Source organism: Alteromonas gracilis, assembly GCF_036870955.2.
Taxonomy (GTDB): domain Bacteria; phylum Pseudomonadota; class Gammaproteobacteria; order Enterobacterales; family Alteromonadaceae; genus Alteromonas; species Alteromonas gracilis_A.
Map to the genome: position 1 here is coordinate 3480013 of NZ_CP145482.2, position 26867 is coordinate 3506879.

21 protein-coding genes and 4 pseudogenes are annotated in these 26867 nt (G+C 45.2%); 18 read left to right on the forward strand and 7 right to left on the reverse strand.

The genetic code is table 11. The features are described 5' to 3' along the window. Nucleotides 1–15 precede the first annotated feature (15 nt). The 4 genes and pseudogenes from V6N89_RS16775 to V6N89_RS16790 all read right to left on the reverse strand — a co-directional run bounded on the left by V6N89_RS16775 (nt 16) and on the right by V6N89_RS16790 (nt 4158). Nucleotides 16–1995: an ExeM/NucH family extracellular endonuclease gene (locus V6N89_RS16775; RefSeq protein ID WP_338518577.1), complete on the reverse strand. Its 1980-nt coding sequence runs from the start codon at nt 1993–1995 to the stop codon at nt 16–18. A 59-nt stretch (nt 1996–2054) separates the two neighbouring features. Continuing rightward, nucleotides 2055–2615: a hypothetical protein gene (locus V6N89_RS16780; protein ID WP_346992989.1), complete on the reverse strand. Its 561-nt coding sequence runs from the start codon at nt 2613–2615 to the stop codon at nt 2055–2057. Between the two features lie 383 nt (nt 2616–2998). Next, nucleotides 2999–3552 (reverse strand): annotated as a pseudogene (locus tag V6N89_RS16785) (DUF3833 domain-containing protein). Then, nucleotides 3553–4158: a chalcone isomerase family protein gene (locus V6N89_RS16790; RefSeq protein WP_338518579.1), complete on the reverse strand. Its 606-nt coding sequence runs from the start codon at nt 4156–4158 to the stop codon at nt 3553–3555. It lies immediately after the preceding pseudogene. Nucleotides 4159–4249: 91 nt separating this feature from the next. Here V6N89_RS16790 and V6N89_RS16795 point away from each other — a divergent pair, with 91 nt between their 5' ends. The 4 genes and pseudogenes from V6N89_RS16795 to nspC all read left to right on the forward strand — a co-directional run bounded on the left by V6N89_RS16795 (nt 4250) and on the right by nspC (nt 8333). Continuing rightward, complete coding sequence (locus tag V6N89_RS16795) at nt 4250–5134, forward strand: 1-aminocyclopropane-1-carboxylate deaminase/D-cysteine desulfhydrase (RefSeq protein ID WP_338518580.1); 885 nt, start codon at nt 4250–4252, stop codon at nt 5132–5134. 215 nt (nt 5135–5349) lie between these two features. Beyond that, on the forward strand, nt 5350–5760 hold the full coding sequence (locus V6N89_RS16800; RefSeq protein WP_338518581.1) for a hypothetical protein: 411 nt from the start codon (nt 5350–5352) through the stop codon (nt 5758–5760). A gap of 139 nt (nt 5761–5899) precedes the next feature. Then, nucleotides 5900–7102, forward strand: a complete 1203-nt coding sequence (locus V6N89_RS16805; RefSeq protein ID WP_159626669.1) for a saccharopine dehydrogenase family protein — start codon at nt 5900–5902, stop codon at nt 7100–7102. A 98-nt stretch (nt 7103–7200) separates the two neighbouring features. Beyond that, nucleotides 7201–8333: pseudogene (gene nspC / locus V6N89_RS16810) on the forward strand (carboxynorspermidine decarboxylase). A 75-nt stretch (nt 8334–8408) separates the two neighbouring features. Here the strand turns inward: nspC and rsmI are convergent. Next, nucleotides 8409–9246 (reverse strand): annotated as a pseudogene (gene rsmI / locus V6N89_RS16815) (16S rRNA (cytidine(1402)-2'-O)-methyltransferase). A gap of 139 nt (nt 9247–9385) precedes the next feature. Here rsmI and V6N89_RS16820 point away from each other — a divergent pair. From V6N89_RS16820 to V6N89_RS16865, 10 genes are all read left to right on the forward strand, one after another. Further along, nucleotides 9386–10165: a hypothetical protein gene (locus V6N89_RS16820; protein WP_338518582.1), complete on the forward strand. Its 780-nt coding sequence runs from the start codon at nt 9386–9388 to the stop codon at nt 10163–10165. A gap of 62 nt (nt 10166–10227) precedes the next feature. Then, on the forward strand, nt 10228–11346 hold the full coding sequence (locus V6N89_RS16825; protein ID WP_346992990.1) for a penicillin-binding protein activator: 1119 nt from the start codon (nt 10228–10230) through the stop codon (nt 11344–11346). Nucleotides 11347–11353: 7 nt separating this feature from the next. Beyond that, nucleotides 11354–11695 (forward strand): YraN family protein, encoded by a 342-nt coding sequence (locus tag V6N89_RS16830; RefSeq protein ID WP_338518584.1) that lies wholly within the window; start codon nt 11354–11356, stop codon nt 11693–11695. A gap of 274 nt (nt 11696–11969) precedes the next feature. After that, nucleotides 11970–12566: a phosphoheptose isomerase gene (locus V6N89_RS16835; RefSeq protein ID WP_105929513.1), complete on the forward strand. Its 597-nt coding sequence runs from the start codon at nt 11970–11972 to the stop codon at nt 12564–12566. An 11-nt stretch (nt 12567–12577) separates the two neighbouring features. Further along, a complete protein-coding gene (locus V6N89_RS16840) occupies nt 12578–13165 on the forward strand; it encodes a BON domain-containing protein (protein WP_338518585.1) in 588 nt (195 codons plus the stop codon). 40 nt (nt 13166–13205) lie between these two features. Continuing rightward, entirely contained in the window at nt 13206–14567 is a 1362-nt protein-coding gene (locus V6N89_RS16845; protein WP_346992991.1) for an MFS transporter, read from the forward strand. Nucleotides 14568–14778: 211 nt separating this feature from the next. Next, nucleotides 14779–15318: a DUF7010 family protein gene (locus V6N89_RS16850; RefSeq protein ID WP_431189808.1), complete on the forward strand. Its 540-nt coding sequence runs from the start codon at nt 14779–14781 to the stop codon at nt 15316–15318. Between the two features lie 25 nt (nt 15319–15343). Then, the gene (locus tag V6N89_RS16855) at nt 15344–15673 is read left to right on the forward strand and encodes a DMT family transporter (RefSeq protein ID WP_338518588.1); all 330 of its coding nucleotides are present in this window, start codon (nt 15344–15346) and stop codon (nt 15671–15673) included. 197 nt (nt 15674–15870) lie between these two features. Further along, on the forward strand, nt 15871–16869 hold the full coding sequence (locus V6N89_RS16860) for a sensor histidine kinase (RefSeq protein ID WP_346992992.1): 999 nt from the start codon (nt 15871–15873) through the stop codon (nt 16867–16869). Between the two features lie 23 nt (nt 16870–16892). Then, a complete protein-coding gene (locus tag V6N89_RS16865) occupies nt 16893–17498 on the forward strand; it encodes a response regulator transcription factor (protein ID WP_338518590.1) in 606 nt (201 codons plus the stop codon). 44 nt (nt 17499–17542) lie between these two features. Here the strand turns inward: V6N89_RS16865 and V6N89_RS16870 are convergent, their stop codons facing one another. Both V6N89_RS16870 and V6N89_RS16875 read right to left on the reverse strand, forming a co-directional pair. Further along, nucleotides 17543–17875, reverse strand: coding sequence for a hypothetical protein (locus V6N89_RS16870; protein ID WP_338518591.1), 333 nt, complete (start codon nt 17873–17875; stop codon nt 17543–17545). A gap of 183 nt (nt 17876–18058) precedes the next feature. Next, nucleotides 18059–20323: a TonB-dependent receptor gene (locus V6N89_RS16875; RefSeq protein WP_338518592.1), complete on the reverse strand. Its 2265-nt coding sequence runs from the start codon at nt 20321–20323 to the stop codon at nt 18059–18061. A 679-nt stretch (nt 20324–21002) separates the two neighbouring features. On the opposite strand from V6N89_RS16875, the gene V6N89_RS16880 reads away from it, so the two are divergent. From V6N89_RS16880 to acnD, 4 genes and pseudogenes are all read left to right on the forward strand, one after another. Beyond that, a complete protein-coding gene (locus tag V6N89_RS16880) occupies nt 21003–21665 on the forward strand; it encodes a GntR family transcriptional regulator (protein ID WP_346992993.1) in 663 nt (220 codons plus the stop codon). A gap of 65 nt (nt 21666–21730) precedes the next feature. Continuing rightward, on the forward strand, nt 21731–22606 hold the full coding sequence (prpB, locus tag V6N89_RS16885; protein WP_338518593.1) for a methylisocitrate lyase: 876 nt from the start codon (nt 21731–21733) through the stop codon (nt 22604–22606). A gap of 285 nt (nt 22607–22891) precedes the next feature. Then, nucleotides 22892–24016: a bifunctional 2-methylcitrate synthase/citrate synthase gene (prpC, locus tag V6N89_RS16890; protein WP_338518594.1), complete on the forward strand. Its 1125-nt coding sequence runs from the start codon at nt 22892–22894 to the stop codon at nt 24014–24016. 18 nt (nt 24017–24034) lie between these two features. After that, nucleotides 24035–26626, forward strand: a pseudogene (gene acnD / locus V6N89_RS16895) (Fe/S-dependent 2-methylisocitrate dehydratase AcnD). The last annotated feature ends 241 nt before the right edge of the window (nt 26627–26867 follow it).

The window sequence follows — 26867 nt, forward strand, 5'->3', positions numbered from 1 at the left end:
AAGAGAACTTTTTAATTACGCAGATACTTTGTTTACGCGGCGACGAAAGCCAATTGCTGCGGCTAACAGTCCAAGCAAACCACCCATTGCTCCACCCGAGCTGGTTGGCGCTGGAGTAGGCATAACTACAGGGTCCTCATCAACATCGGCTTGTAAGTTGAACGTAGCAATAAATGGGTCATGGTCTGAGCTTCTGTATGGCCCTACATCAGTGAATGCGTAACCGTCTTCATCAGGGTAAAATCGCAATGCTTGGTCATATTGTAGCTGGAAAGCTTCGACCGAATTGATGTTCCAATGCGTACCATCGACTGCATCTTGTAACATGGCGTCGCTAGCCAGAACGTGGTCCAAACTACCCACCTGCTCTGAGCCAAAGAACCAGTAAGAAAACCCTTCTGCGTCAAAGGTTTTTGCTAGGTTGTGGTAACCAAAGCTAGATTCAACAGCAACTGACGCGCCTTCGTCACGTTCTGTGTTGACTGCTGTTTGAATAGTGTATCCACGGGCCTCTGGCGTATAGTCAGTGAGTACAGCAACTGGGTCTTCCGCACTGTAGGCGTTCAAGTCGCCCAAAATAATCTTGCGATCTGGAAGTGATTCATCACTCAATGCTTCACCTAAGGTCACAGCAGCTGAAACACGAAGGGCATTACAGCTACCTTGGATGCTATCAATATCTGAGGTTTCAGCCGCATCTTCTGCACAACCAGAGCCCTTAGATTTAAAGTGGTTAACCGCCACTAGGAAAGATTTTTCAGAGTCTGTGTGTACAAAGTTTTGCACCAATGATGGACGCATACGAGCCAGACGATCGTCGCCAAGTTGTTGTTCTGGCATATTTACGATTAGCGGCTCACCGTCCACAGTGACGACCGATGCGCGATAAATTAAACCTACAGTTATCGCATCTGTACCGATACCACTTCCATCCGTCGTTGTAACAAATGAATATTGCGCTTCATCAGCCAACTCAGCGTTTACCGCATTAACCAATGACTGAATAGCGCTGTTTTCATCGAACCCATCATTTTCAATTTCCATCAAGCCAACAACGTCAGCATCTAGGTTAACAATGGCTTCTACAATACGACTTTGCTGAAGAGCGAATGCGGTTTCATCACCTGCACCTCGATTGCCATCAAAATCAAAAGTAACATCGCCGCTGTCGGTAATTTCACCGTTGAAATAATTGAGTACATTGAAAGTCGCGATAGACAAATTGCCTTCTGTAACGACAGGCACAGCATCGCGTTCTGTAGTAATTTCTAATGCTTGAGATGGGTTGATACGGTATGCGCCAAAACCAAAGCTCATTGGGCCAGACGTCGACACCGTGTCACCAATTCGAATTGGGTTTGCATAACTAAAGTTCGGGAAAAAGCTTAACGTATCTGGAAACCTTGCATTACTGCTATCTTCAATAGTAATAAGGTTACTTTGCGCTTCTTCTACGGCAGCAGTATATGCATCTGACAACGGCGCAGCTACGTCACTTGGTTGACGTTTAAGCGCGTCGCTTACCTTGATTTCACCAAAACGCCATAGTGTGCTTGTGCTTGTTACAGTGGCATCAACAACGCTAACCACCATACCTTCGACGGTTTCAAGTTCAATGTCTAATGGAAGCGCAATGAAAACAGGATCAGCAACCTGTGCCACACCGCAATCAAGCGCTTGAACGTCAGTATCCATTGCAATTGTTGTAAGGCCAAAGTTTTCTTCAATTTCACCATGCAATCGAATGCTGTTACCCACCTCAACATCGATTACGCCTTCAACAAAGATACCCTCTGAAGTAGCATCATCCGCATCCATGTCGCTAGCTTCTTCCTGAATGAAGAATCCACCTTCTCTTACGCCAGTTATTACGGCTTCAACCGTGTGGCTCATCCCTACTTCTGGCGACTCATCACCACTTCCTTGAATAGCGCTGATTAAAGTTGCGCTCTCGCCACAAAGGCCCAGTTCTATAATCGGTTCTTCTGGCGGCACGACTACACTACCGCCACCTTCTGTGGTAAATGTCGCGATTGGGAATGGCGTAGTGGCACCTAAGCATTGTTGTCTTCTCCATCAAGAGCATCGACACCACTAAATGTCCAATTAGTAGGGTCAAAACTTCCTGCATTTGCCGATTCACCGTTCACACGATACGCCCAGCCATCTAAGTATTCCCAAGCCGTACCATTTCCATCGACATTTATATCACCAAATGTATCGACGACATTGCCGTCTTTAAACAATTCAACCGCATCATCACCGTTGATGCCCATTGCACTGCTAGTAAAATCAGGTGCATCTCCAAAGAATGCAGTAAAGCCGTCTTCTTCCGATGCTACATAAATATAGGTACCAGCTTCAGCAGCTTGTGCAGGAAACGTAAATTCCTGTCCATCAGAACCACCGCCATTATTTGCACTTCCTACGCCGTACACAGAAAGGTCAGCGATATCATTAACAACAAAAAGCTCAACCGCTTTTGGTACACCACCACTCAAAGAGCCATCAATAACGCCACTGATGACAAGATCGCTTGAGTACGCAGAAGAAGCTGCGAGTGCAGAAATAATGCCCGCGCTCACTAAAGAAAGAGTTGTTTTTACAGTTTTCACAGTGTGTTCCCATTGTAGTTTTATAATTTATCGCCACCGTATGGCGCGCAATTTTGCATTGCTGAAGAAAACAGTAGAGTGAATACACTTTTGTAAAAAGAACTTAATAAAATTCAATATAATTCTAGTTAAAACCAATTAAAACATATACATACACCCTTAAAATAAGATTATTTATATCTTTATTTCGTCATAAAGTATGCTTTGAAGGGTATAGATAACGCTATTTTGGAAAAACAAAAAAAGCAGCACCCAACAAGGGTACTGCTTGTTACTTATAATCCTATACCCAACCTAAACACCTGAAATAGAATTAAAATTTCCGTGTCAGATAATGGCGTGCGCTATGCACTATGCTCGCCATTGCTCTCACTTATTAATGACTAAGGCTGCTTTTGCATGAAAATGGTGACTTCAGCCATAACAATGCCAAACTTGCGAATATAAGAACGGTTCATCATCGTGCTATCGTCAAATGCCCAAAACCAATCGTCAAACGTGACGGCATAGGTTGTATCATCCACGGGTAAATCCATTTCATAGTGAAAGTTGAATGCGTTACCAAATGACGTTCCTTTCGCAGGCCCTTCAATATCTGTCGCACTCCCCACAAAAGTATTGTCCGCTTGCTTCACAATAGTCCAAGTCCGAGAAGTTGGGCCTTCTCCTACACCGTATTCGAAAGCTTCATCTAGGATTAGTGTATCGCCATCAACCCGGCCGTTTATATCAACAATGAATCGCTGGATAACCTCACCAGACCGATTTTGTACAATACCCCAGGCTTTTACATCGCCCTCAAAAAATTGCTCGATATCAAAAATGGCTTCACCGCTTTGTAATCATTTCCATCTACAGAGACAGAGCAACCTGAAAGAGATGCAAGTGTAAGCCCTGCTCCAATAACAACAAGCGCTACATTTTTTACGATTTTCATTTAACTGTTTCCTAGCAATGCTTTTCTAAATTTAGGCTCAGACGTTTTCTCACCTAACCAAATATTAAAAAACTGAGTAGTGAATTCGGCATCATCAATGCTATCAACCTTTTCGCCGTTAAAATAAAATATGCTTGTCCCATCTTTTAGCGCTATCCCCGTTAACACGTCACCGTCGCTTACATCAGGGAAAATCGCTTCCATTTTGGCCAACCACATACTGGCTTGCTCTTTTGACGGCGAGCTCTGTTTCTTAATCTCGTCAATCGAGCGTTGTGCTATCTTTTTACCCTCTAAATCTCGCTGGTACTTCAGACGCAGCGCGAACGATGAGTCAATATCAAACTTACCGCTGGGTGCATACAAGGAGGCGAGGTATACGTCCCAAAAGTAATAAGTAAACATATCTTCACCTACCAGCGCAGCGTCTGGTATGTTTTCTTGGATTTCAGCAGGAGATGTTTTCTGTGCTGATTTATCTTGAGCCATGGAATTTCCTACCATTAGCAATGTGCCAAACATGTATACCATTACGACGAGTAACCAACGTGTTCTACCCGAGCCATTGTCAAGTCCATGCGGCGGGGCTAATCCGAAGCTCTTCATGTCAAACCCTTGTTGATTCAATTTTTTTTACTTCACATACTGGTTATACTTCACGTCAATCGCATTTGATCAGATTACGGTAACAGTACTTGTGCATCCGCTTGCAACACTCGAAGCATCGCTAACACTTCCTTCGCCTCTTACTCTTTTTACACCATCATGGAAAGGCGCAAGTGACGTAACTATTTGGGTAAAGCGCGACGATGCCATTCACCCTGTCATGTCTGGTAATAAATGGAGGAAATTGTCTAACGCACTTCGTGAACCACTTCCTCCAAGAATAGCGAGTTTTGGAGGCGGATTTTCAAATCATCTACATGCACTCGGCTATGCTTGCCACCAATTAGCTATTCCTTTCACCGCTATTATTCGTGGTAACTACAGTGCTTCGCCGAGCCCGATGATAAAAGACTTACTCATGTGGCATAGCAACATTGAGTATGTCGATAAAGCGACATATAAAAAACGCAATGACCAACTCTATTTACGAGACTTAAGAGAGAGGTTGGATAATGCTGTAATTATCCCTGAAGGTGGTAGTCAGCACGACGCGCTGTTAGGCATCAAGCAGATGGTACAAGAAATATCCAGGCCCTTTGACGTACTTTTGACGCCAGTTGCGAGCGGCGCAACATTGGCGGGCATTGCCAATGCGCTGAATCATAAGCAACATGCGATGGGCGTCGGCGTACTGAAAGGAGAAGGATATTTAGAGTCATTAGTGTCACAATTTATCGACAAAGATCGTGAAAATTGGTCTATAACCCATGACTTTCATCTGGGAGGTTATGCCAAAACCCCTGCACATTTGCGAACCTTCTGCGATTCGTTCAATGAACTTATGCCTTTTAAGATAGAGCCCGTCTATTCAGGAAAGGTATTTTGGGCGTTAAAGGACATGTTAGAAAACCGACGCTTCGAGAAAGGGACGCGCATTGTTGTGTTGCATACAGGAGGGCTACAAGGCGCTAGGTAGCAAAAGAAAAGAGGCTACTGGGCATAATCTATTTTTTTGTATAGCCACAATAAGCGGTTATTACTTGAGCAGTCAAATATTTACTGCCATTCTCTATCTAGGCTTCTCAAACTTTATGTTCAATTTTTCCCAAGGGCTAAATCACTAATCTAATTTTCGACGGCGTGCGTAACAAAATACAGTGCTCAATAGCAAGGCTAACTAGGAGTGACACTATGCTTGATCGACCAGTTACATTGCCCAAACCGCTTAACGAACTAGTCTCTCGTGCTCTGCATCTTTGCGAGCATATGCTACCTGTATGTGAGGTGTTTTACCCTTTTGCTGCAATCTATGAGCACGGTAGAGTGGGTTGTGTCTTCAGTGAAGAAACTAATAGCACAAAACGCGAGTCACAGCTTATTGAACAGCTTCAATGGCGCATTATTGATGCGACAACCGATAGCAATAGCTACAGCGTATTGGTTTATGCTGCAACGGTAAATACACAAGATAGTAATACACTTGAAGCTATTGCGATAGCAACAGCAACCCCCAACCACGAAGAGCGGCTTTTGCTATACCCTTACTACAAAGTTGATGGGAAAGTTGTTATATCGCCGCCTATTGATACTGTCACACGGTAATGGCGGTCAACATTCTTGATTATTCGCTTGTAACGATTAAAATTTTTTGTTCTCTCTCACGCTGACTTTGCTTGCCAAATAAGAATGGTCTGCTAGCATTCAGCCCAAATTTAATTAGCAAAATTAGGGATCAGATAATATGTCTCGCGTTTTAATTATTGGTGCTGGCGGCGTTGCGTCAGTAACTGTAAAAAAGTGTGCACGTTTGCCACAACACTTCGACGAAATTTATCTTGCAAGCCGCACCGTATCGAAATGCGAAGCGCTTCAGAAAGAAGTTGGCGAAGACCGTGTTAAAGGTGTATTTGCCCTTGATGCAGACAACGCAAAAGAAGTAGAAGCACTGATTAATGAAGTGAAACCTGATCTTGTAATTAATCTAGCCTTGCCTTACCAAGACCTGCCTATTATGGATGCGTGCTTGGCAACGAATACAGACTACCTAGATACTGCCAACTACGAACCAAAAGACGAAGCTAAGTTTGAATACTCATGGCAGTGGGCGTATCAAAATAAATTCAAAGACGCGGGTATCATGGCACTGCTAGGCAGTGGCTTCGATCCAGGTGTAACTAACGTTTATACGGCCTATGCAGCAAAGCATTATTTCGATGAAATTCATTACTTGGATATCGTTGACTGTAATGGCGGCGATCATGGCCAAGCATTCGCGACAAACTTCAACCCTGAAATTAACATTCGCGAGATTACGCAGCGCGGTCGTTTTTGGGAAAACGGTGAATGGAAAGAAACTGATCCATTAAGCGTACGTGAAGACTTGGACTATCAAAATATCGGTGTTCGCGCATCTTACCTTATGTTTCACGAAGAGCTTGAGTCACTGGTCAAGCACTTCCCTACCCTGAAACGCGCACGTTTCTGGATGACATTTGGTGATGCATACCTTAACCACCTTCGCGTATTAGAAGGTATTGGTATGACGAGCATTGAGCCAGTGGAATTCCAAGGCCAACAAATTGTGCCTCTAGAGTTCTTGAAAGCCGTATTACCTAACCCTGGTTCATTGGCCGAAGGCTACAGCGGTATGACATGCATTGGTACATACATCACAGGTATTAAAGATGGCAAAGAAAAAACAATCTTTATTTACAACAACTGTGATCACGCCAAATGTAATGAAGAAGTGGGCGCACAAGCAGTATCTTACACCACAGGTGTACCAGCAATGATTGGCGCTGCGCTAATGCTAAATGGCACGTGGAAAGAAGCAGGTGTATGGAACATGGAGCAGTTTGACCCAGATCCATTCATGGATATGCTAAACGAGCATGGCCTTCCATGGCATGTGATCGAATGTGAGAGCAGCCCTTTCACTAAATAACTTCAACAAAGGGCGCTAAGGCGCCCTTTTGTTTGACTGTTACGCCATATCGCGTACAAATAAAACGAACACTATCATCTTTACGGAGTTTGACCCCATTGACCGATTTAACGCAACGCACTGATATCCCCTCTCCTTGTTACGTATTGGAGGAAGCAAAGCTTATTCGTAACCTTGAGCTAATGAAGCGAGTTCAAGACGAGTCTGGAGCTCGTATCATTCTTGCGCTTAAGGGCTTTTCAATGTGGTCATGCTTCGACATTATTAAGCAGTACCTCCACGGCGCGACAGCAAGTTCTGTTTGGGAAGCCAAGTTAGCTGCAGAAATGGGTAAAGAAGTTCACGCTTACTCGCCAGCGTACAAAGAAAGTGATGCCAAAGCACTTGCGTCATTGGTCAACCACCTTTCATTTAATAGTTTGACTCAATGGAATGCGCACAAAGATACCTTGTCTAATGTCTCTCTGGGCTTACGCATTAATCCTGAACATCAAGAAGCTGATACTCCGCTTTACGATCCTGCCGCACCAGGTTCTCGTTTGGGGATAAAAGCGAGTGATTTAGAGGGCGTTGATTTAAGCGGTATCGACGGTTTCCACTGCCACAACTTGTGTGAGTGTGATTCATTTGCCACAGCCCGTACCCTAGAAGCAATCGAGAAGCGCTTCGGAAAATGGCTGGGAGACCTTAAGTGGTTAAACCTCGGGGGCGGTCACTTGATGACACGTGAAGGTTATGACGTTGAGCATTTAATCACTACGCTGAAAGCGTTTAAAGCACGCTATCCGCATTTAGACGTTATCCTAGAGCCCGGCTCCGCAGTCGCGTGGCAAACAGGCCCGCTTATTAGCGAAGTGGTCGACATTGTTGAGAATGAAGGTGATATCGCCATTTTAGATATTTCCGCAACCGCCCATATGCCAGACGTGTTGGAGATGCCCTATCGCCCTGCCATTTTAAATGCAGGTATGCCTGACGAAAAAGCCTATAACGTGAAATTGGGTGGTAATTCATGTCTTGCTTAGGTGACGTTATTGACACCTACTCTTTTGACAAACCGCTAAAAGCGGGAGATCGCCTACAGTTTGAGGACATGATGCATTACACCATGGTAAAGACAACCTTCTTTAATGGTGTTGAACACCCTGCCATTGGCATACTGCGTTCAAATGGTGACTTTGAATTGGTTCGTGAATTTTCTTACGAAGATTTTAAAGGCCGTTTGTCTTAAGAACAAAGCGCACAGCACCTACTAAAAACCCGCCAAAAGGCGGGTTTTCTTATACAGCAACTTAGAGAACTTTCATTACTTCTTGGCATCAAGCCCTGCTTGGTAAAGTGCATTTTTCTTTAAGTCATAATGCGTAGCCACAATCCCTGCTGCTTTTTTAAGTGGAACATGCTCGCACAATGTCATTAATAGCGACATCGCCTCGCTTGGAATATCTTGCTCGTCAATTTGTGCGGGTGAAATCATCACAACAAACTCACCTTTTTGATGAGCTGCATCAGACTCTAGGTAATCGATCACATCTTGTGGCATACCGCTAACGTAGGTTTCAAAGGTCTTAGTAAGCTCCTTTGCGACAACCAGCTGTCTTTCTCCCAGCACTTTTTGAATAGCGCATACGGTGTCTAAGATACGTCTTGGCGCCTCATAAAATACGGTTGTGGAAGTTCTATCGAGTAGCGCAGATAAGGCGTTTTCACGCGCTTGGCTTTTAACGGGTAAAAAACCCTCGAAAATAAACGAATCTGTAGGGAGTCCAGATGCACTTAGTGCAGTTATCGCTGCACAGGGACCAGGCAAAGCGCTGACTGGAATACCCTGTTCACGACACCGCATGAACCAAAACAAAACCAGGATCACTAATTAACGGTGTTCCAGCATCACTTATCAGTGCGACGGCCTCTCCACTTTTAAGCCTTTCACACAACATGGCCGCACGCTTGTCTTCGTTGTGCTCATGCAACGAAAGTGTTTTCGTATCAATACTGAAATGCTGCAACAATTTTGCACTGTGACGTGTATCTTCAGCTGCAATCCAGCTTACTTCTTGAAGAATATCAATCGCCCGAGCACTCATGTCGTTTAAGTTTCCGATTGGTGTGGGAACAATATACAGCGTGGCGGTGTCAGTCATATAGCTCGTTTAGTGTTATTAAATTAGACGTAGATGCGACAAGTGTACCACGTCATTAGATCAGATTATGCTGGCAAGCATAGATTTTCACACTGGTTGCGATAAACTTGATTCATATTGAAGTAAAAGGATTGAGACTGTGCCCCATTTTGGACACGCTGGAAAGCGATTCGCGTTAACAACACTGAGCTCTATTTTACTGCTTGCGGGTTGTGGTAGTACGCCCAAACAATCAGAAGCACCGCGCATAGCAACGCCAAAGGCTATTGAGCGCCCTACCGATACTGGGCTTACGCCAGAACACAAACTGGTAGAGGCAAAGGAAATATGGGCCAAGACTCGCAACAAAGCCCGTAGAGACGAACTGCTTCTCAATGCTGCAGAACTTTATTTAAGTCAGGACAAACCGATATTGGCCCAGCAAATCTTGTTTGAAGTAAAACAAGATGGCATTCCTAATGAGCTTGAGTCTTACTATGCCTTGTTAATGGTAAAAGCATACGTAGACGCACCCTCTACGTCTATTGACGACTTGCTTGCCATGTTAGAGCGCGTCACTGAAAATCAAGATACGGTTGCTGAAAAAGCCACACTTCAGGCTTATTTGTTTTCAAAGAAAGGAAACTATGCAGCCGCCGCTAATAGCACGTTAAAAACAGACTTACCTGATGAAGAAAAAGTGCGTAATGTATGGGAGTGGATAACGTCTGTACCAAGCCGGGAGCTCTCGCAAATCGGCAGACAGTATTCAGCACTGTCTCCATTTATCACGCTGCGACAATTGACCGAACAGTACGCCGCGAGCCCGCAAGAATTTAATAATAATCTTGCACAATTTAGACAAGTATACAGAGGCCATGTCATTACCAACGCGTTACCGCAAGAGGTCCTTGATGCCGCCACAATAAGCGATGCTTAGGTGCCAATGATATTGCTGTGTTACTGCCCCTATCAGGCCGATTGGCACGAACTGGGGATGTCGTGAAAAATGGAATAATGGCAGCGTATTATGCAGATGTAGATGCTAGGCAAAATGAACGAGCCCTGCCCCGTCTGCGCTTTATTGATACCAATAACGCTGACACTGACTACCTACTAGAACAGATTGGCGATACCAAATTTATTCTGGGCCCTCTTTTGAAAGAAACTGTAGAGCAACTCATTCCAGCTTTACCCGTTGGCGTAAACGTGCTTGCTTTGAACCGATTTGAAACGACTGAGGAGCCTGGCAACCTAGACTCAATGCAACAACATAATGAACTCAGTACGCCAAATGACAACGATTCTGAGCTTACACAGTTAGTGTTGCCAACTTCATTAAATTATTTCGGCCTTGCCCCTGAAGACGAAGCGAAACAACTTGCTGATTATATTTTTTCCAAAGGATATCGAGCGCCTATCGTCATTGCAGCTCAAAGTAACCTTTATCAAAGAATGGACGCCACGTTCAAACAACAGTGGCGTGCATTGAATAATAAAGAGAATAAACAGCGAGCGAATATCACATCGGTGACGTTCAATGATAGTGGTTCACTACGTGAAGGCATTACTCAAGCATTAGACGTAGCCCAAAGTAACGAGCGCATTAATCAAATTGAATACATGACAAATGATGAGGTTTATAACTTGCCTCGAAGCCGTCGGGACATTGATGCCATTGTAGCATTCGCATCTCCCCAAGATACTGAGTTACTAAATCCGATTATAGAAGCGAGTTTGAACCCGTATGACGCCAAGCAAGTACCGGTTTATGCAACGTCGCGCTCTATGGATTACGACAGTGGTAAAAACCAGTGGCGAGATTTGCAAAACGTTCACTTTATCGATATGCCATGGTTAATGCCCGAGCACAATTGGAAAGCCCTAGAAAGTGAAGTAGCTACCGCGTGGGAAAACCAAAACACCATGCAAAAACGTTTGTTTGCATTTGGCTATGATGCTTATCAGCTATTGCCTGAGCTTGGTATGCTCAATACCCTTAATTACTTAACACACGATGGCCTAACGGGGACACTATCGGTAAACGATAAAGGTGAAGTCATTAGGAAACAGCCACAGGCCATTATTCGCAACGAAGAAGTTCAAATGCTAATGGAGTGAGCGAATTATGTCACTACTGCAAGGGAATGCAGCAGAAGACAAAGCATGCGAGTATTTATTGGAACAAGGACTATCGCTGCGTTGTCGTAATTACCGAACACGCCGTGGTGAACTTGATATTGTCATGCAGGACGGTAACACGATAGTCTGCATTGAAGTGAAATATCGCAAGCAACAACGCTTTGGCAGTGCCATTGAGTTTGTCACCGCCAAGAAACTACACAGAATTCGGGCTGCGTTTGAATTCTATTTGTTAGATAATAACCTAAATCCAACGTCTACCCCTTTGCGCATAGACGTTATCGCCATTGATGGAAGCAACCTTCAGTGGCTAAAAAATATCGGCTGAGCAAGGCTTGCCTGGAACTAGGCGGGGGATACCTCCGAAAACACGCGGTAAACCCATCCATGGGCGCTCCGCCGCTGCATCCATGCAGCGGAGGGTTTTCTACGGTATCCCCTACCCAGTTCTGCAAGCATCGCCATAGTTTGTGTAAAGTCGGAGTCTTCATTGCTGTGTACAAGGAAATGTTCCCTCGCGCACATGAACGATGGAGAACTCAGCCGCACCACAACGACAAATGTGTCGTCAGCCGTGAGCCTTATATAAGAGAAAGCGAAGTATGATTGAACAAATTAAAGCGAATTTTACAGAAAGTATTCAAACCAAGATTGCAGCTTCTGAAATACTGCCTGAGTCTATTGAAAAGGCAGCAAACATGATGGTTGAAGCCCTTATTCGCGGCAATAAGGTATTGAGTTGCGGCAACGGTGGTTCAGCAGGTGATGCGCAGCACTTCTCTTCTGAAATGCTTAATCGATACGAACGTGATCGTCCTAGCCTACCAGCCATAGCGCTAAGTACCGATACTTCTACGCTAACGTCTATTGCTAACGATTATAGCTATGATGAAATTTTTGCCAAACAGGTACGTGCTTTAGGTCAACCGGGCGATATTCTTCTTGCCATTTCAACTAGCGGTAATTCACGTAACGTAATTGCAGCTATGGAAGCGGCGCTTTCTCGCGACATGACCATTGTGGCGCTTACAGGTAAAGACGGCGGTGAAATGGCAGGCTTTTTAAGCGAGCACGATGTTGAAATTCGCGTGCCATCTAACCGCACTGCACGCATTCAAGAAGTTCACTTGTTGGTCATTCACAACTTGTGTGAATGTATTGATGATAGCTTGTTTCCAGCTGATCACGGTGATGAGTAAATACAAAAACAATGATGATAAGCGCTAAAAGAATTGGAGCATTGGGGCTGTGTTGCGCCCTTCTGTTTAACTTACAAGGTTGTGTCGTTGCCGTTGGCGCTGCTGGTGCTATGGCTGCTAAAGTCGCTAATGATAGACGAACTGTGGGCACTCAGCTTGACGATCAAAACGCTGACAGCGCTGTAGCGTACCAGTGGTCAAAAAGTGATGCCCTAAAGGAACTGACCAATTTACAGGTTGATGTATATAACGGTGTAGCTCTGCTTACCGGACAAGCACCTAATCAGTCACTTGTGGACGAGGCTGTTCGCCGCGCTCAAGAAGTTTCTTACCTGAAGAAAATACACAACCAAATTCGACTGGCAGAGCCAATCGGAGCTGGTACCCAAGCCAATGATCTTTGGCTAGCTTCGAAAGTTCGCGCCAAGATAGTCGCAGACGAGCGCGTACCATCACTGCAGGTTAAGGTAGTTGTTCAGGACTCTGAAGTATTTTTGATGGGTAGGCTGAGCAATGCTGAATCAACCACAGCGGTAGACATCGCGCGCAATGTGACGGGTGTAGCGCGCGTGGTACGTGCATTTGAAATTATTCAATAAAGAGTTTGCCACTGCCCTTTTAGTTGCAGGGGCTCTTTTTATGGAAATATTGGATGCGACCGTAATTACCACGGCGCTTCCGGTTATCGCCGCTGACTTTGATATTCCAGCGGCGCACCTCTCTATAGGCGTTTCAGCCTACCTCGTCGCGGTAACCCTCTTTATCCCGTTAAGTGGCTATGTTGCAGATCGATTTGGCGCACGCCGTATTTTTATTGCTGCTATAAGTGTTTTTACATTGGCATCGGTACTTTGCGGCCTAAGCACAAATTTAGTTGAATTTACTTTAGCACGCATTCTTCAAGGTATAGGCGGCGCGATGATGGTGCCTGTAGGGCGTTTGGTCGTACTCCGTGACTTACCCAAAGAAAAACTCGTTAAAACCGTAGCGATTATTACTTGGCCAGCGCTGAGCGCCCCGCTACTAGGCCCGGTTTTAGGCGGTTATATTGCCACTCACCTGAGCTGGCAATGGATTTTCTACATGAATATCCCCCTCGGCCTTCTTGCGATAGTTGCAACACTGTACTTGTTGCAAAACACCAAAGGAAACGTAAGTCCTTTCGATTTAAAAGGTTTCCTGCTAACGGGCGTTGGGTTTGCACTATTTATGGCGGGTATAGAGTATCTCGCAAGCGCGACTGACAGATTAAGCTATGCGCTAGTCATCTTGTCGATGGGTATGATAATGATGTACATGGCAGTTAAGCATGTAAAGCGAACACCAAGTCCTTTGTTTTCATTCGAGGCAATGCAATATAGGACGTTTCGATTATCTGTCTACGGTGGTTCTGTTGTGCGTGTAGCGTTAGGTAGCGCCCCATTTCTAGTCCCTTTGATGCTACAACTTGGTTTAGGTTACACCCCTGTCGAGGCGGGCGCGTTGTTGCTTTGGTTGTTCGCAGGAAACCTTGCAATCAAACCTGCGACAACGTGGATCATGAATACCTTTGGATTTAAGAAAGTGCTAATCGTCAATGGACTTCTTATTGCTGCCGGTTTTGTCGCGTTGGCCTTAATTACACCTGAGACGTCAGCATTTACCATCGGCGTTATTTTGTTTGTAAATGGTATAACGCGTTCTATGCATTTAACGCTACTCAACACCATTGCTTTTGCTGACGTACCTGCCAACAACATGCGCGATGCAAATACATTGGGCGCAATTTTGATGCAGATGAATAGAGGGCTGGGTATCACCTTATCCGCCCTCGCCATCGCAATAGGCACCTTCGTACTAGGGCAAGACCCTGCATCTCCAGACCTAGCAACATTCACTTTCGCCATGCTAGTCATGTCATGCATAGCGTTGTTAAGTATTACTGATAGCTTAATGTTATCTGGAGAAGATGGCGACAGCGTGCTAAATAAGCGCAAAGCACAAAAACAAAATCCTAGTTAACGTCATAGGTCGTATACGCGCAGTGCCATGTCTTTATTGATGACAATTGTCATACTAAACTCGTGATCTTTGTGACTACGTTTTGTTGATGGATGCCAGCATACTTTCCCTACTGAATTTACATCACACTGGGATAAACACCATGGCACAAGCAATTCAACAACAACCAATTACACCTGCTCAGAGCTCGTCAAAGGTCGACGCGTCAACAATGACGTTGGAGCAAGAAAGAACGCTTTTTAAACAAAATCGATTTATCGCAATGCCACTGGCAGGCACTATTGTGTGGGCACTAATAGGATTAACCGCACCATTTGTATCTGAGTTTGTTATCACATGGATGATCTATATTGGTACAGGGGCAATTTTCTACCTTGGCGCAGGACTTTCTTATTTAACTGGAGAGCGTTTTTTCGCTAAAGACAAAGTTATTACAAGCTTCGACCGCTTGTTTTTTGTAGGCCTAATCATGAGCCTAATGGTATTTGCTATCGCCCTTCCTGTTGCGGCTATCGACCACAGTACTGTGCCCTTATCAATTGGTATTCTCGCAGGGTTGATGTGGATGCCACTATCTTGGGCTATTGAACATTGGGTTGGCTACTTCCATACCATCAGCAGAACACTCTCAATTGTTACGGTGTGGTACTTGTTCCCGGACGCACGTGTAGAAGCGATAAGCGCTGCTATCGTCATCATCTACATCATATCTCTTTATGCGCTAGAGCAGCGCTACCGTTTGGCTAAATAACAGTACTACTACAAGGAAAATACTTATGACTTACCTAATTTTAGCGTTTGCGATTGTCACTGAAGTCACAGCAACGATGCTACTAAAAGCATCGAATGGATGGGAAAAATGGGCTTTCGGCTACGGCGCTATTTTCTTTTATGCCGTTTCTGGAATGCTGTTTGCCTTCGTGCTAAAAAACATGGGCGTTGGTGTGGCTTACGCTATCTGGTCTGGAATGGGCATTGCTCTGATTACTGCAGCGTCGGTGGTTTTTTGGAAACAAACGTTCGACATCTATGCCGTGCTAGGTATTATGTTAATTATATCAGGTACTTTGCTCATAACTAGTAAGTCTACCGTCGTATTCCAGTAGCGCAAAACACACTCTTAATTTGCGCTTCAATGAATTGCTGAGGTATCTAGCGCCAATGTTAGACATAAACGCTTCACAACAAGACGATGTAATTATGCCGCTACTAGCTAGCGGCAGAAAAAAGCGCTGGTCGTATAGTAGCCTTTTTTTTCACTGTTCTTTTTCGTTCCTCTTTTACTCTCTATGCCGCTGCTTAGGTGCAGGTTTGGATCTATCAGCTTTTAGGATATGCAAGTTTTGTTGTTATCTACGTGTTTGCTATCAACAAACCAACACACCACCTTCCCTATTATTTAAGTTTGCTGGTTGTTCTAGCCTATGCATTAAGCTTTCAAAATCCAGGCGGTGCGGTTGTTTTTGGTTTTGTCGCGTTTATCATCGGTTACTATTACAGCTTAACAAAAGGCATGGTATTCATTATCGCCATTGCCCTTTCACTAGCGTTACTCCAACTGCTAGTTTTACAAAACCAAGGGTTCTACTTACTGGCCGCTACCATTAACAGTGTCGTGCTATTTGGGTTTGGTGCAATGGAGCGTAAAGAAACACTTTACCAACTCAATGAAATAAAACACGCCGAATCGATGAAAACACTCTCGGCGATTGCTGAACGAGAGCGTATTGGTAGAGACCTGCACGATGTCGCTGGCCACGCCTTAAGCTCTATATCACTTAAGGCACAGCTCGCCGATAAGCTTCTTGATAAAAATGAGATAGCACTCGCTCAACAGGAAGTTAAAATGCTGGCGAAATTATCTCAGGAATTGCTTAGTGATATTCGCCATGCTGTCTCTGATATTAAGCACTTAACCCTTAGCGATGAAATTGCTAAAGATGTAGCTTTGCTAAGAGAAAACAGCTTTGACGTTGTTGATAATGTGGCAGATGGCCTTGAACGTTATATCACTTCAATAGAAGAGTCCCAGTTAGCCCTTATATTTAAAGAGCTTACTACCAATAGCCTTCGCCATTCTGTGAGCAAGCAAGTGAAAATATCAATTGACGTAAAAGGCCGTACATTGTGTATGTCTTATCAAGATCATGGTGCTCAAACGGACAAGCATGATGTTGTCGAAGGTAACGGACTGACAGGGATTCGTGAAAGAGCGAGTTCAATTGGCGCTTCTGTTAATTTCTCTAGTGAGTTTACCATTGCGTTTAGCTGCTCGCTAAGCCTGCAATTTAAGCCTGAATAACGGTAAGCCAAAAGGATTTAGAAATGCCCTCCATATTAGTCGTCGAAGACCAATCTTTAGTTCGCGATGCGATAGCGATGTTACTTGCACTTGAAGACAACTTTAACGTTGTGAGCAAATTAAGTAACGGACAAGAAGCAATCGACTACCTTGGTGCTAATGAAGCGCCGGACATTATTCTTAGTGATATAGAAATGCCGATGGTTTCAGGGTTAGAACTTGCGAATTATGTTGCTGACAATCAGTTGAGCAGCAATATTGTCTTAATGACAACGTTCTCCAAACCTGGTTACATCAAAAGAGCAATAGCAACAGGTGTAATGGGCTTTGTTTTGAAAGAAGCCGATAGCGACTATCTTATCGGCGCTATCAACACGGTTCTTCAAGGTAAAAAAGTTATTTCGCCTGAACTCGCAATCATGGCTTTGGACGATAATAATCCGCTCTCGCAAAAAGAAATGGCTGCGTTGAAACTTGCTGCAGAAGGGTTGAAAACACAGGAAATAGCGAAGAAATTGTTCTTATCTGATGGCACAGTTCGCAACTATTTGTCAGAGGCCATTGCCAAGCTAGATGCCACAAATCGGGTTGATGCCGCACGAATTGCCAAGCAAAAGGGCTGGCTGTAAAGCGAATGCCGTCTACCCTTTTTGCATGACGAAAAAGACGACCGCTAAAACCAGGGCTGCGTGATGGTATTAGACGTTGGTAAGTTAAGCTTTTGAGCTAAGCCATTTAGTACACGCGATGGACCGTAGACTTGTCCCTGCTCTTTCATCGTCCAAATACACGTCAAAATGCTGGTACCCTTCTTTAAAATACACTGCCATTTGGGTGTTTCTACCGCAAGGCGAAGATAATCATCTTCAATTTCCCAGCCATTATCGACATGATCAACAATCAACTGTTCAAACTGTGAAAAAGGAATTGATTGGATAATCACCCAGTCGCTTTTTTTGAATTTTTTCTCGAGGTTATATTTCTTAAAACCCGTCAACAGTCCCATGTTACAACTCCGTTTCAGTTTCTTGGCTACTTGACCAAGACTCGGCTATCGGTCAAAAACATAGATACTATTTTTGCCTGATATAGACAGCCCGCTGTTTAAAAATAAAGCTAAGCTAAATAGTAGTAGAAAACAAGCAAAAAAAGCCAGGTCTCTGACCTACTTTTCAAACTTTCTTTCTATTTAGAACTCAGTGCTAAATCTCACACCAAACTCACTTGCATCGTTGCTTAGAATTTGAAGGATGTAATCACCTGTGTTCAAACGTGCATTGTCATAACGCTCATCAAAGATGTTGCGACCGTAAAGCGCTACGGTATATGCATCGTTTGCTGGCGTGTATGCAATATCAAAGTTCACTAATTCACGGCTATCAAGCTCAGTCATACGCTCTGGTGCTGACGTTGGCTCACCGTACATTTCTGAACGATAAGAGTAGTCTGCACGAACGCGAATTGAAGCACCGCCGTCAAGGTCAAAGGTGTACTGAGGGCCAATTGCTAGAGTAAGATCTGGCGTTAAAGGCGCTACTGGACTGAAGCCAGCTTGCTCTTCTACGTCAACGTCCATGTAACCAATGCTGGTCATTACACTAAAGTTGCCGTAGTTGAATGTTGCATCAGCTTCAATACCACGAGAAGTTTGCTCTACAACTAGGTTAGCTGTATCAAAACCACCCTCGCTTACACGGCTTACCTGATAAGGTAGGTCTTCAAACTCAGTATTGAATATCGCGATACTCATATCGAAATATTCGTTTACACGACCTTTAATACCCACTTCGTAGTTAGTGGCAGTGATGTTATCTGATGCTGTAAAACAGTTGTTTGCACGTACCGCCGCTTGAGCACCCTCGATATCATCGAAACCACCAGCACCAAAGAACTGGCCAATTAGACAGTAAGGGCGCGCAGGGTATTGACCTGACTGATAACCAGACTGGATCGTTGCATAACCAGTCATGCCATTTTCAAACGTATAGTTTGTTGCAAGTTCCCACGTTACTTCGTCCCAATCATTTGAATCGAAGATTGTGCCTAATGCACTGAATACATTCGCAGATGCATCTTTCTCATCTTTAGTATAGCGAAGACCACCTGATACACTTAGTTCATCAGTTAGGTCGTGACGAACGTTAACGTATGCCGCTTTTGACGTAGTTTCTTGGTCAAGCTCAAGAAGGTTTGGGCCACCGTCGAAGTTTGAATCGTCACCTTGGCGGTTACTGCCTTCTTCATTGAAGTAGTAAAGGCCTGCCACAAAATCAGTGTATTCGTTGATGTAACCGTTTAATTGAAGCTCAACTGAGGTTTGGTCCGCTTCGCCGCGCTCTGGGAACTGGTCAAGAGAGAAAACAGTACCGTCATCATCAAGGCCAGCTTTGTACTTAGATGTGCGTTGGCTTGCTACAACTTTTGCCGTGTAGTCTTCGTTGATATCCCACTCAGTGGTAAGTGAAATACCACGCGCTTCGTTTGATACGCTAGTTACGGCTTCAGTTCCCGTTGCGTTGTCGTAACGGTCAAAACCTTCTGGGATAACGTCAGAGTTGCGAAGTTCTACACCTAAACCATTGCCGCCGCCGAAGTAACGAGCTGAGCCCACTTCATCAATAAGCACAGTGTAAGGGCGAAGACCGCCGTCACCATTGTTGGCATCTGCAGTTAATACCATACGGAAGTCGTTTGAAGGCTCCCACTTAACTGAGATACGGCCAGAAATGTCTTCTGTTTCGCCCACATCATACTCAGCGTTTGGCACGTTGATAAACTCGCCAAGACCGTCGCGTTTGTTAAATGATAGGTTCATGTTGAACGCTAACTCATCTGACAAACCGTGGTTAACAAAAAGGTCAGCTTTTACGCGACCACGAGTACCAAACTCAGTATTGATTTTGGTTACATCGCCTTGATCAGGTTCTTTAGTAATGATGTTAATTGCACCACCAATTGAGTTACGACCGTATAGCGTGCCCTGTGGACCACGCAATACTTCGATACGCTCAATGTTGTTTAAGCTCCAGTTTTGACCAACTTGGCGACCTAAGTAAACACCATCAACATAAACACTCACGCCTGGGTCAGTGGTAATAAGGTGATCTTGAAGACCGATACCACGAATAAACGGGTTAACTGACGATGTGTGACCAGCAGAGAAACCGGTTACGTTAAGGTTTGGTACAAACTTACCCACATCAGTAAGGTCAGTGATACCTTGTTCAGCTAATTTGTCACCGTCGAATGCACTCAAGGCAATCGGTACTTCATAGATAACTTGGGGACGCTTAGTAGCGGTAACGGTAATGGCTTCGAACTTTTGCTCTTCAGTCGCTTCTGCTTCTTGTGCTACGGCAACGTTGGAAAGAGCTGGAACGGTCATCGCTACTGCAAGTGCGACAGGCGAAAGCTTACTGGCGAGTGTCTTAGACACGTCAGTATTGGTTTTCATGGTGTAACCCCTTTGCTTGAGTGTTAGGTATTTAATCTATTTATCAATTGCTTCAAGTTCTTCTGTGGAACTTTTATAACCTAGACTCGAGAGGATAGTATGAGGAGCAGCAAGGCGCTTAATGCTGATTTCAGGCAATAAAAAAGTAAGTTGCAATGGAAAATTACAGACTTACTTTCAATAATACTTCGCTTTAAAAGTGGAAGTTACCTTTACCAGCCCTCAATATCTCAGTGAATGAGTTTAGGCTTGAAGACTGGAACGGTATGATACCGACATGTTTCTATATTGGAAAGTGAAATATTACATTTTTACTAAATTAATCTTTTATTATTAGACTAATTGGTTAGATTTCACAAAACACTAACAAGTCACCCAAAAATAAAATTACCCTCTTATTATCAACAAGATAAATAATCCGCACACATTATTTATTGTTATCGCCGCCCTCAACACCACACTGACCATTTGGACGAAAAAGCAACAGCATGTCACATCAATATGGTCCCTGCTAAACAAGCTTATAAATGTCATATTACCCGGTTACTGTAATTTTTTTACTTTTGACACACAGGCCAACGTATCTGCACACCACTTTGTCGACAATTTAAGCCAAATACATTGATAACAGGGTTAAACAACGCTATATTGTCGACATTCCAAACAGAAGTTGAATATTGTGATAGACCCAAGCGAACAAGCTATTACCAATGCCGACAGAACCTTTTACCAGTTGAGAAAGGATATTGTCGAAGGTGTTATTGCCGCTGGCAGCAAGCTCAGCGAAATGGAATTGTCGACAAAGTACGAAGTCAGTCGTGCTGTCATCCGAGAAGCCATTAACCGGCTTGCTACCTGTCACCTTGTTGAGCGTAAAGCCAACGTGGGGGCCCGCGTGGTCGCACTATCTCCCGAAGGTCTTATACAGCTATATCAAGTGCGCGAAGCATTAGAAGGCATGGCCGCGCGATTAGCCGCCAGGTATATGACTGACGAAGAAATTGCAGATATGCAATCGTTACTCGACAGTCATTTTGACAAAGTAAAAGACAGTCATAGCTATTACCAAGAAGCTAGCGACGTAGACTTTCACTACCGCATTGTAACGGGCAGTAAAAACGATCATCTAATTAGTGTGCTTATCGACGGACTCTATCATCTTGTGCGCATGTATCGCGTGCAGCTAGGTATGGCAGGCCCTCGAGTCAGCACCGCATTTGACGAGCACAGACACATCGTAAATGCCATTGCCAATCGCGACGAAGAACTGGCGGAAATGTTAATGCGACGCCATATTCTTTATTCAAAAAATAATATCGAGAAGAAGCTCAATCATGACTAACACCTTAGAGACTTCTTTGTATCCAATTCACCTCTACCCTACTTTCAAATAAGTGAGTGACAATCATGAGTGCAGGAAAGAAATTTAGAACCGCATTAGAGAACAATAAACCTCTACAAATTGTAGGCACCATCAATGCCTACACCGCCATGATGGCCAAGGCCATTGGTCACCAAGCTATCTATCTTTCGGGTGGCGGCGTAGCCAATGCATCATACGGCCTACCGGATTTGGGCATGACGTCACTAAACGACGTAATTGCAGACGTACAGCGCATAACCAGCGCATGTGACCTTCCGCTTATGGTAGACATCGACACAGGTTGGGGCGGCGCATTTAACATTGCTAAAACCGTTCGCGACATGGAAAAAGCAGGCGCGGCCGCGGTTCATATGGAAGACCAGGTTGCCCAAAAACGCTGTGGTCATCGCCCTAACAAAGAAATTGTAAGCACAGAAGAAATGGTGGACCGCATAAAAGCCGCAGTTGACGCCAGAACCGACCCCGACTTTTTCATTATGGCCCGCACTGACGCGTTCGCACAAGAAGGCTTGGACAAGGCCATTGAGCGCGCAAAAGCCTACGTAGCAGCAGGTGCTGACGGCATATTTGCAGAAGCAGTTCAAACTGAAGAGCACTACCGAGCATTCTCAGAAGCATTAGATGTACCTATTTTGGCCAACATTACCGAGTTCGGCAAAACCGAACTATGGAACAAAGAAGAGCTTGGCGAATGGGGAGCTGACATGGTGCTTTACCCATTAAGTGCATTCCGTGCCATGAATAAAGCAGCAGAAATGGTGTACAAATCTATACTTGAAAACGGTGACCAAAAAGCCGTTGTCGACAGTATGCAAACACGTATGGAATTGTACGATTATCTTGGCTACCACGAATACGAGCAAAAGCTAGATGCCCTATTCGCCCAAGGCAAAAATTAGTAAGCAGATAAATTCAGCTTGAAGTTGGCGGGCACGAAGATGTAGGGGTGAAGTACAGTTCCCTGCCCCTCCATAGGAGCGGGAGCGATACGCAGGGCGTTACCACGCCGTGAACCCATCCATGGGGGCTCCGCCTCGGCATCCATGCCTCGGAGGGGTAACGCCCTACGCACCGCCCCCGTTTTATCGGTGCCTCGAGCCGACCCTAAGCTGAGTATTTCGCTTTTTATTTTTTAATGAAGTTTTTAAGTACCTTACAAATTACACAAGACCGGAGACAACAAGATGGCTAAACAGTTAAGTGGCGCGGGTTTACGCGGCCAAGTTGCAGGTAAAACAGCATTATCAACCGTAGGTAAGTCAGGTTCAGGTTTAACGTATCGTGGTTATGACGTAAAAGACTTAGCGCAAAACTGTCAATTTGAAGAAGTAGCGTACCTTATTCTTAAGGGCAAGCTACCTAACCAGTCTGAGCTAGACGCTTATAAAACTAAACTTCGCGGCATGCGCGGCCTTCCAACAGCACTGAAAGAAGTGCTAGAGCGCATCCCAAAAAATGCACACCCAATGGACGTACTTCGCACAGGTTGCTCAATGCTAGGTAACCTTGAAATGGAAACCAGCTTCGATGAGCAGCAAGATGTGACAGACCGCATGTTGGCGTGTTTCCCAAGCATCATTTGTTACTGGTACCGCTTCTCGCACGACGGTGTGCGCGTCGATGTTGAAACCGATGACGACTCAATTGGTGGTCACTTCCTACATATGCTTCATGGCGAAAAGCCACGTGAATTGCATGAGCAAGTGATGCATGTATCGCTAATTCTGTATGCAGAGCACGAGTTTAACGCGTCTACCTTCACGGCACGTGTTTGTGCTTCAACCTTATCTGATATGCATTCTTGTGTAACGGGTGCTATCGGCTCACTTCGTGGTCCACTTCACGGTGGCGCTAACGAAGCTGCCATGGAAATGATTGAAGGCTTTACGTCTGCCGATGATGCTGAAGAAAAAATGATGGGTATGCTTGAGCGCAAAGAGAAGATCATGGGCTTTGGTCACGCGATTTACTCAGAGTCTGACCCGCGTAATGAGATCATTAAGCAATGGTCTGAAAAGCTAGCTGCTGATGTTGGCGATGACGTGCTTTACCCTGTATCAGTTCGCTGTGAAGAAGTGATGTGGCGCGAGAAAAAGCTTTTCTGTAACGCTGATTTCTTCCACGCGTCTGCGTACAACTTTATGGGTATTCCTACACCGCTATTTACGCCAATCTTCGTAATGTCTCGTTTAACAGGTTGGGCTGCACATGTTATGGAACAGCGCGCTGACAACCGTATTATTCGTCCATCAGCAGAATACACAGGCGAAGAACTACGCCCAGTGCCAGCTATTAGTGAACGCGCTTAAGATTAAGGTTGGGGTTTTATGAATATTGATTACCGTAAACCGCTTCCTAACGCGGGTATCGATTTTTTCGATACCCGTGAAGCGGTAGATGCTATTGAGCCGGGCGCCTACGCTAAGTTGCCTTACACGTCGCGTGTATTGGCTGAAAACTTGGTGCGCAAATGCGCACCTGAGATGCTCACCGACTCACTTAAACAGCTTATTTATCGCAAGCGCGACTTAGACTTTCCATGGTTTCCTGCTCGCGTAGTGTGCCACGATATCTTGGGGCAAACGGCACTAGTAGACTTAGCGGGGCTTCGCGATGCTATTGCAGCAAAGGGCGGCGACCCAGCTAAAGTAAACCCGGTTGTACCAACGCAGCTCATTGTTGATCACTCGTTAGCCGTTGAACACGCAGGTTTTGAAAAAGACGCGTTTGAGAAAAACCGCGCTATTGAAGACAGACGTAACGACGACCGTTTTCATTTTATCAACTGGACAAAAACCGCGTTTAAAAACGTGGATGTTATCCCGCCGGGGAACGGCATTATGCACCAAATCAACTTGGAGCGTATGTCACCCGTTATTCAAGCCCGTGACGGCGTAGCCTTCCCAGACACTCTGGTAGGTACCGACAGCCACACGCCACATGTTGATGCGCTTGGTGTAATTGCCGTAGGCGTTGGCGGCCTTGAGGCCGAAAGCGTTATGCTAGGTCGTGCGTCTTACATGCGTTTGCCTGATATTGTAGGTGTTGAACTTACCGGCAAACCACAGCCTGGCATTACCGCAACCGACATTGTATTAGCGTTAACTGAATTCTTGCGTAAAGAGCGCGTGGTATCTGCGTATTTGGAATTTTACGGCGAAGGTGCATCGCATCTTACGCTGGGCGACCGTGCTACCATTTCGAACATGACACCGGAATACGGCGCCACTGCAGCCATGTTCTACATTGACCAGCAAACCATCGATTACTTACGCCTAACAGGGCGTGAAGAAAAGCAAATTGCGCTTGTTGAGCAGTACGCTAAACACACAGGTTTATGGGCAGATGACTTAGAAACTGCGGAATATGAGCGGGTACTTACATTCGACCTTTCTTCAGTTGGTCGAAACATGGCTGGCCCTTCTAACCCACACGCACGCTTACCTACTAGCGACTTAGAAAGTCGTGGTATCGCGGCTAAATGGACTGAGGAAGAGGGCAAAATGCCTGATGGCGCAGTTATTATCGCAGCTATCACCAGCTGTACTAATACCTCAAACCCGCGCAATGTTATTGCCGCAGGCCTGCTTGCACGCAACGCCAACCAGCGCGGTTTAACTCGCAAACCGTGGGTGAAAAGCTCACTAGCACCAGGTTCTAAAGCCGTCAAATTGTACCTTGAAGAAGCTAACTTAATGAGCGAGTTGGAAGATTTAGGCTTTGGCGTTGTAGCGTTTGCCTGTACTACCTGTAACGGTATGAGCGGCGCGCTAGACCCTAAGATTCAGCAAGAGATCATCGACCGCGACCTCTACTCAACAGCTGTATTGTCGGGTAACCGTAACTTCGACGGCCGTATTCACCCTTATGCTAAACAAGCGTTCTTGGCATCGCCTCCGCTAGTAGTGGCGTACGCTATTGCTTAGTACCATTCGCTTTGATATTGAAAAAGACGTTTTAGGCACTGACAAAGACGGCAACCCTGTAACGCTTAAAGACATTTGGCCAAGCGACGAAGAAATTGATGCCATTGTAGCGAAGTCGGTGAAGCCGGAGCATTTCAGAAAAGTGTACGAGCCAATGTTCGACTTAAGCGTTGATTATGGCAAAGACATTAACCCGCTTTATGACTGGCGTAAAATGAGCACCTACATCCGTCGCCCCCCTACTGGGAAGGTGCAATGGATGCAGAGCGCACTATGAAAGGTATGCGCCCGCTAGCCATTTTAGGTGACAACATCACCACCGATCACTTGTCGCCGTCAAACGCTATTTTAGCCAGTAGTGCAGCGGGTGAATACCTTCACAAAATGGGCTTACCTGAAGAAGACTTTAACTCGTACGCCACACACCGTGGTGATCACTTAACCGCGCAACGCGCTACCCTTGCGAACCCGAAAGTGTTCAACGAGATGGTGCTGGAAAATGGTGAAGTGAAGCAAGGATCTCTTGCGCGCGTTGAGCCTGAAGGCCAAGTGATGCGCATGTGGGAGGCCATTGAAACCTACATGAACCGCAGACAGCCATTGATCATTGTTGCAGGCGCTGACTACGGTCAGGGTTCATCACGCGACTGGGCCGCTAAGGGCGTACGTCTTGCTGGTGTTGAAGTCATTGTGGCAGAAGGCTTTGAGCGTATTCACCGCACCAACCTTATTGGTATGGGCGTGCTGCCGCTTGAGTTTAAGCCGGGCACAACGCGTAAAACCCTTGAGCTAGATGGCACAGAAACTTACGACGTTAGCGGTGAGCCGTCACCAGGTGCAACATTGACACTCGTAGTTAACCGTCAAAACGGTGAGCAGCTTGAAGTGCCAGTAACCTGCCGTTTAGATACTGCAGAAGAAGTCTCTATTTACAGCGCAGGCGGCGTATTACAGCGCTTCGCCAAGGACTTCTTAGAGGCTGAAGCTAACTGATTGTGATAGGAAGCACTGAGCCGATTACGGGACACACCGTAAATACTTCCATGTAGGCTCCCAATTCGCATCCATGCGAATTGAGGGTCCCGCAACCGACTCAGCACTTCCTTTACGGTCTAGTTCTCGGCCGAAGGAGATGAATTAGTTACAGGGCACGCCGTGAATACGTCCCTGTAGGCTTCCAACTCGTATCCGAGCAAGTTGAGGACCCTGAAACTAACTCACCTCCTCCATAGCT

Coding starts and splice junctions, on each gene's coding strand:
- V6N89_RS16800 (WP_338518581.1), top strand. CDS start 5,350: ATGCTTGATCGACCAGTTACATTGCCCAAACCGCTTAACGAACTAGTC.
- V6N89_RS16865 (WP_338518590.1), top strand. CDS start 16,893: ATGCCCTCCATATTAGTCGTCGAAGACCAATCTTTAGTTCGCGATGCG.
- V6N89_RS16875 (WP_338518592.1), bottom strand. CDS start 20,323: ATGAAAACCAATACTGACGTGTCTAAGACACTCGCCAGTAAGCTTTCG.
- V6N89_RS16870 (WP_338518591.1), bottom strand. CDS start 17,875: ATGGGACTGTTGACGGGTTTTAAGAAATATAACCTCGAGAAAAAATTC.
- prpB (WP_338518593.1), top strand. CDS start 21,731: ATGAGTGCAGGAAAGAAATTTAGAACCGCATTAGAGAACAATAAACCT.
- V6N89_RS16855 (WP_338518588.1), top strand. CDS start 15,344: ATGACTTACCTAATTTTAGCGTTTGCGATTGTCACTGAAGTCACAGCA.
- V6N89_RS16850 (WP_431189808.1), top strand. CDS start 14,779: ATGACGTTGGAGCAAGAAAGAACGCTTTTTAAACAAAATCGATTTATC.
- V6N89_RS16845 (WP_346992991.1), top strand. CDS start 13,206: ATGGAAATATTGGATGCGACCGTAATTACCACGGCGCTTCCGGTTATC.
- V6N89_RS16830 (WP_338518584.1), top strand. CDS start 11,354: ATGTCACTACTGCAAGGGAATGCAGCAGAAGACAAAGCATGCGAGTAT.
- V6N89_RS16805 (WP_159626669.1), top strand. CDS start 5,900: ATGTCTCGCGTTTTAATTATTGGTGCTGGCGGCGTTGCGTCAGTAACT.
- prpC (WP_338518594.1), top strand. CDS start 22,892: ATGGCTAAACAGTTAAGTGGCGCGGGTTTACGCGGCCAAGTTGCAGGT.
- V6N89_RS16790 (WP_338518579.1), bottom strand. CDS start 4,158: ATGAAGAGCTTCGGATTAGCCCCGCCGCATGGACTTGACAATGGCTCG.
- V6N89_RS16840 (WP_338518585.1), top strand. CDS start 12,578: ATGATGATAAGCGCTAAAAGAATTGGAGCATTGGGGCTGTGTTGCGCC.
- V6N89_RS16835 (WP_105929513.1), top strand. CDS start 11,970: ATGATTGAACAAATTAAAGCGAATTTTACAGAAAGTATTCAAACCAAG.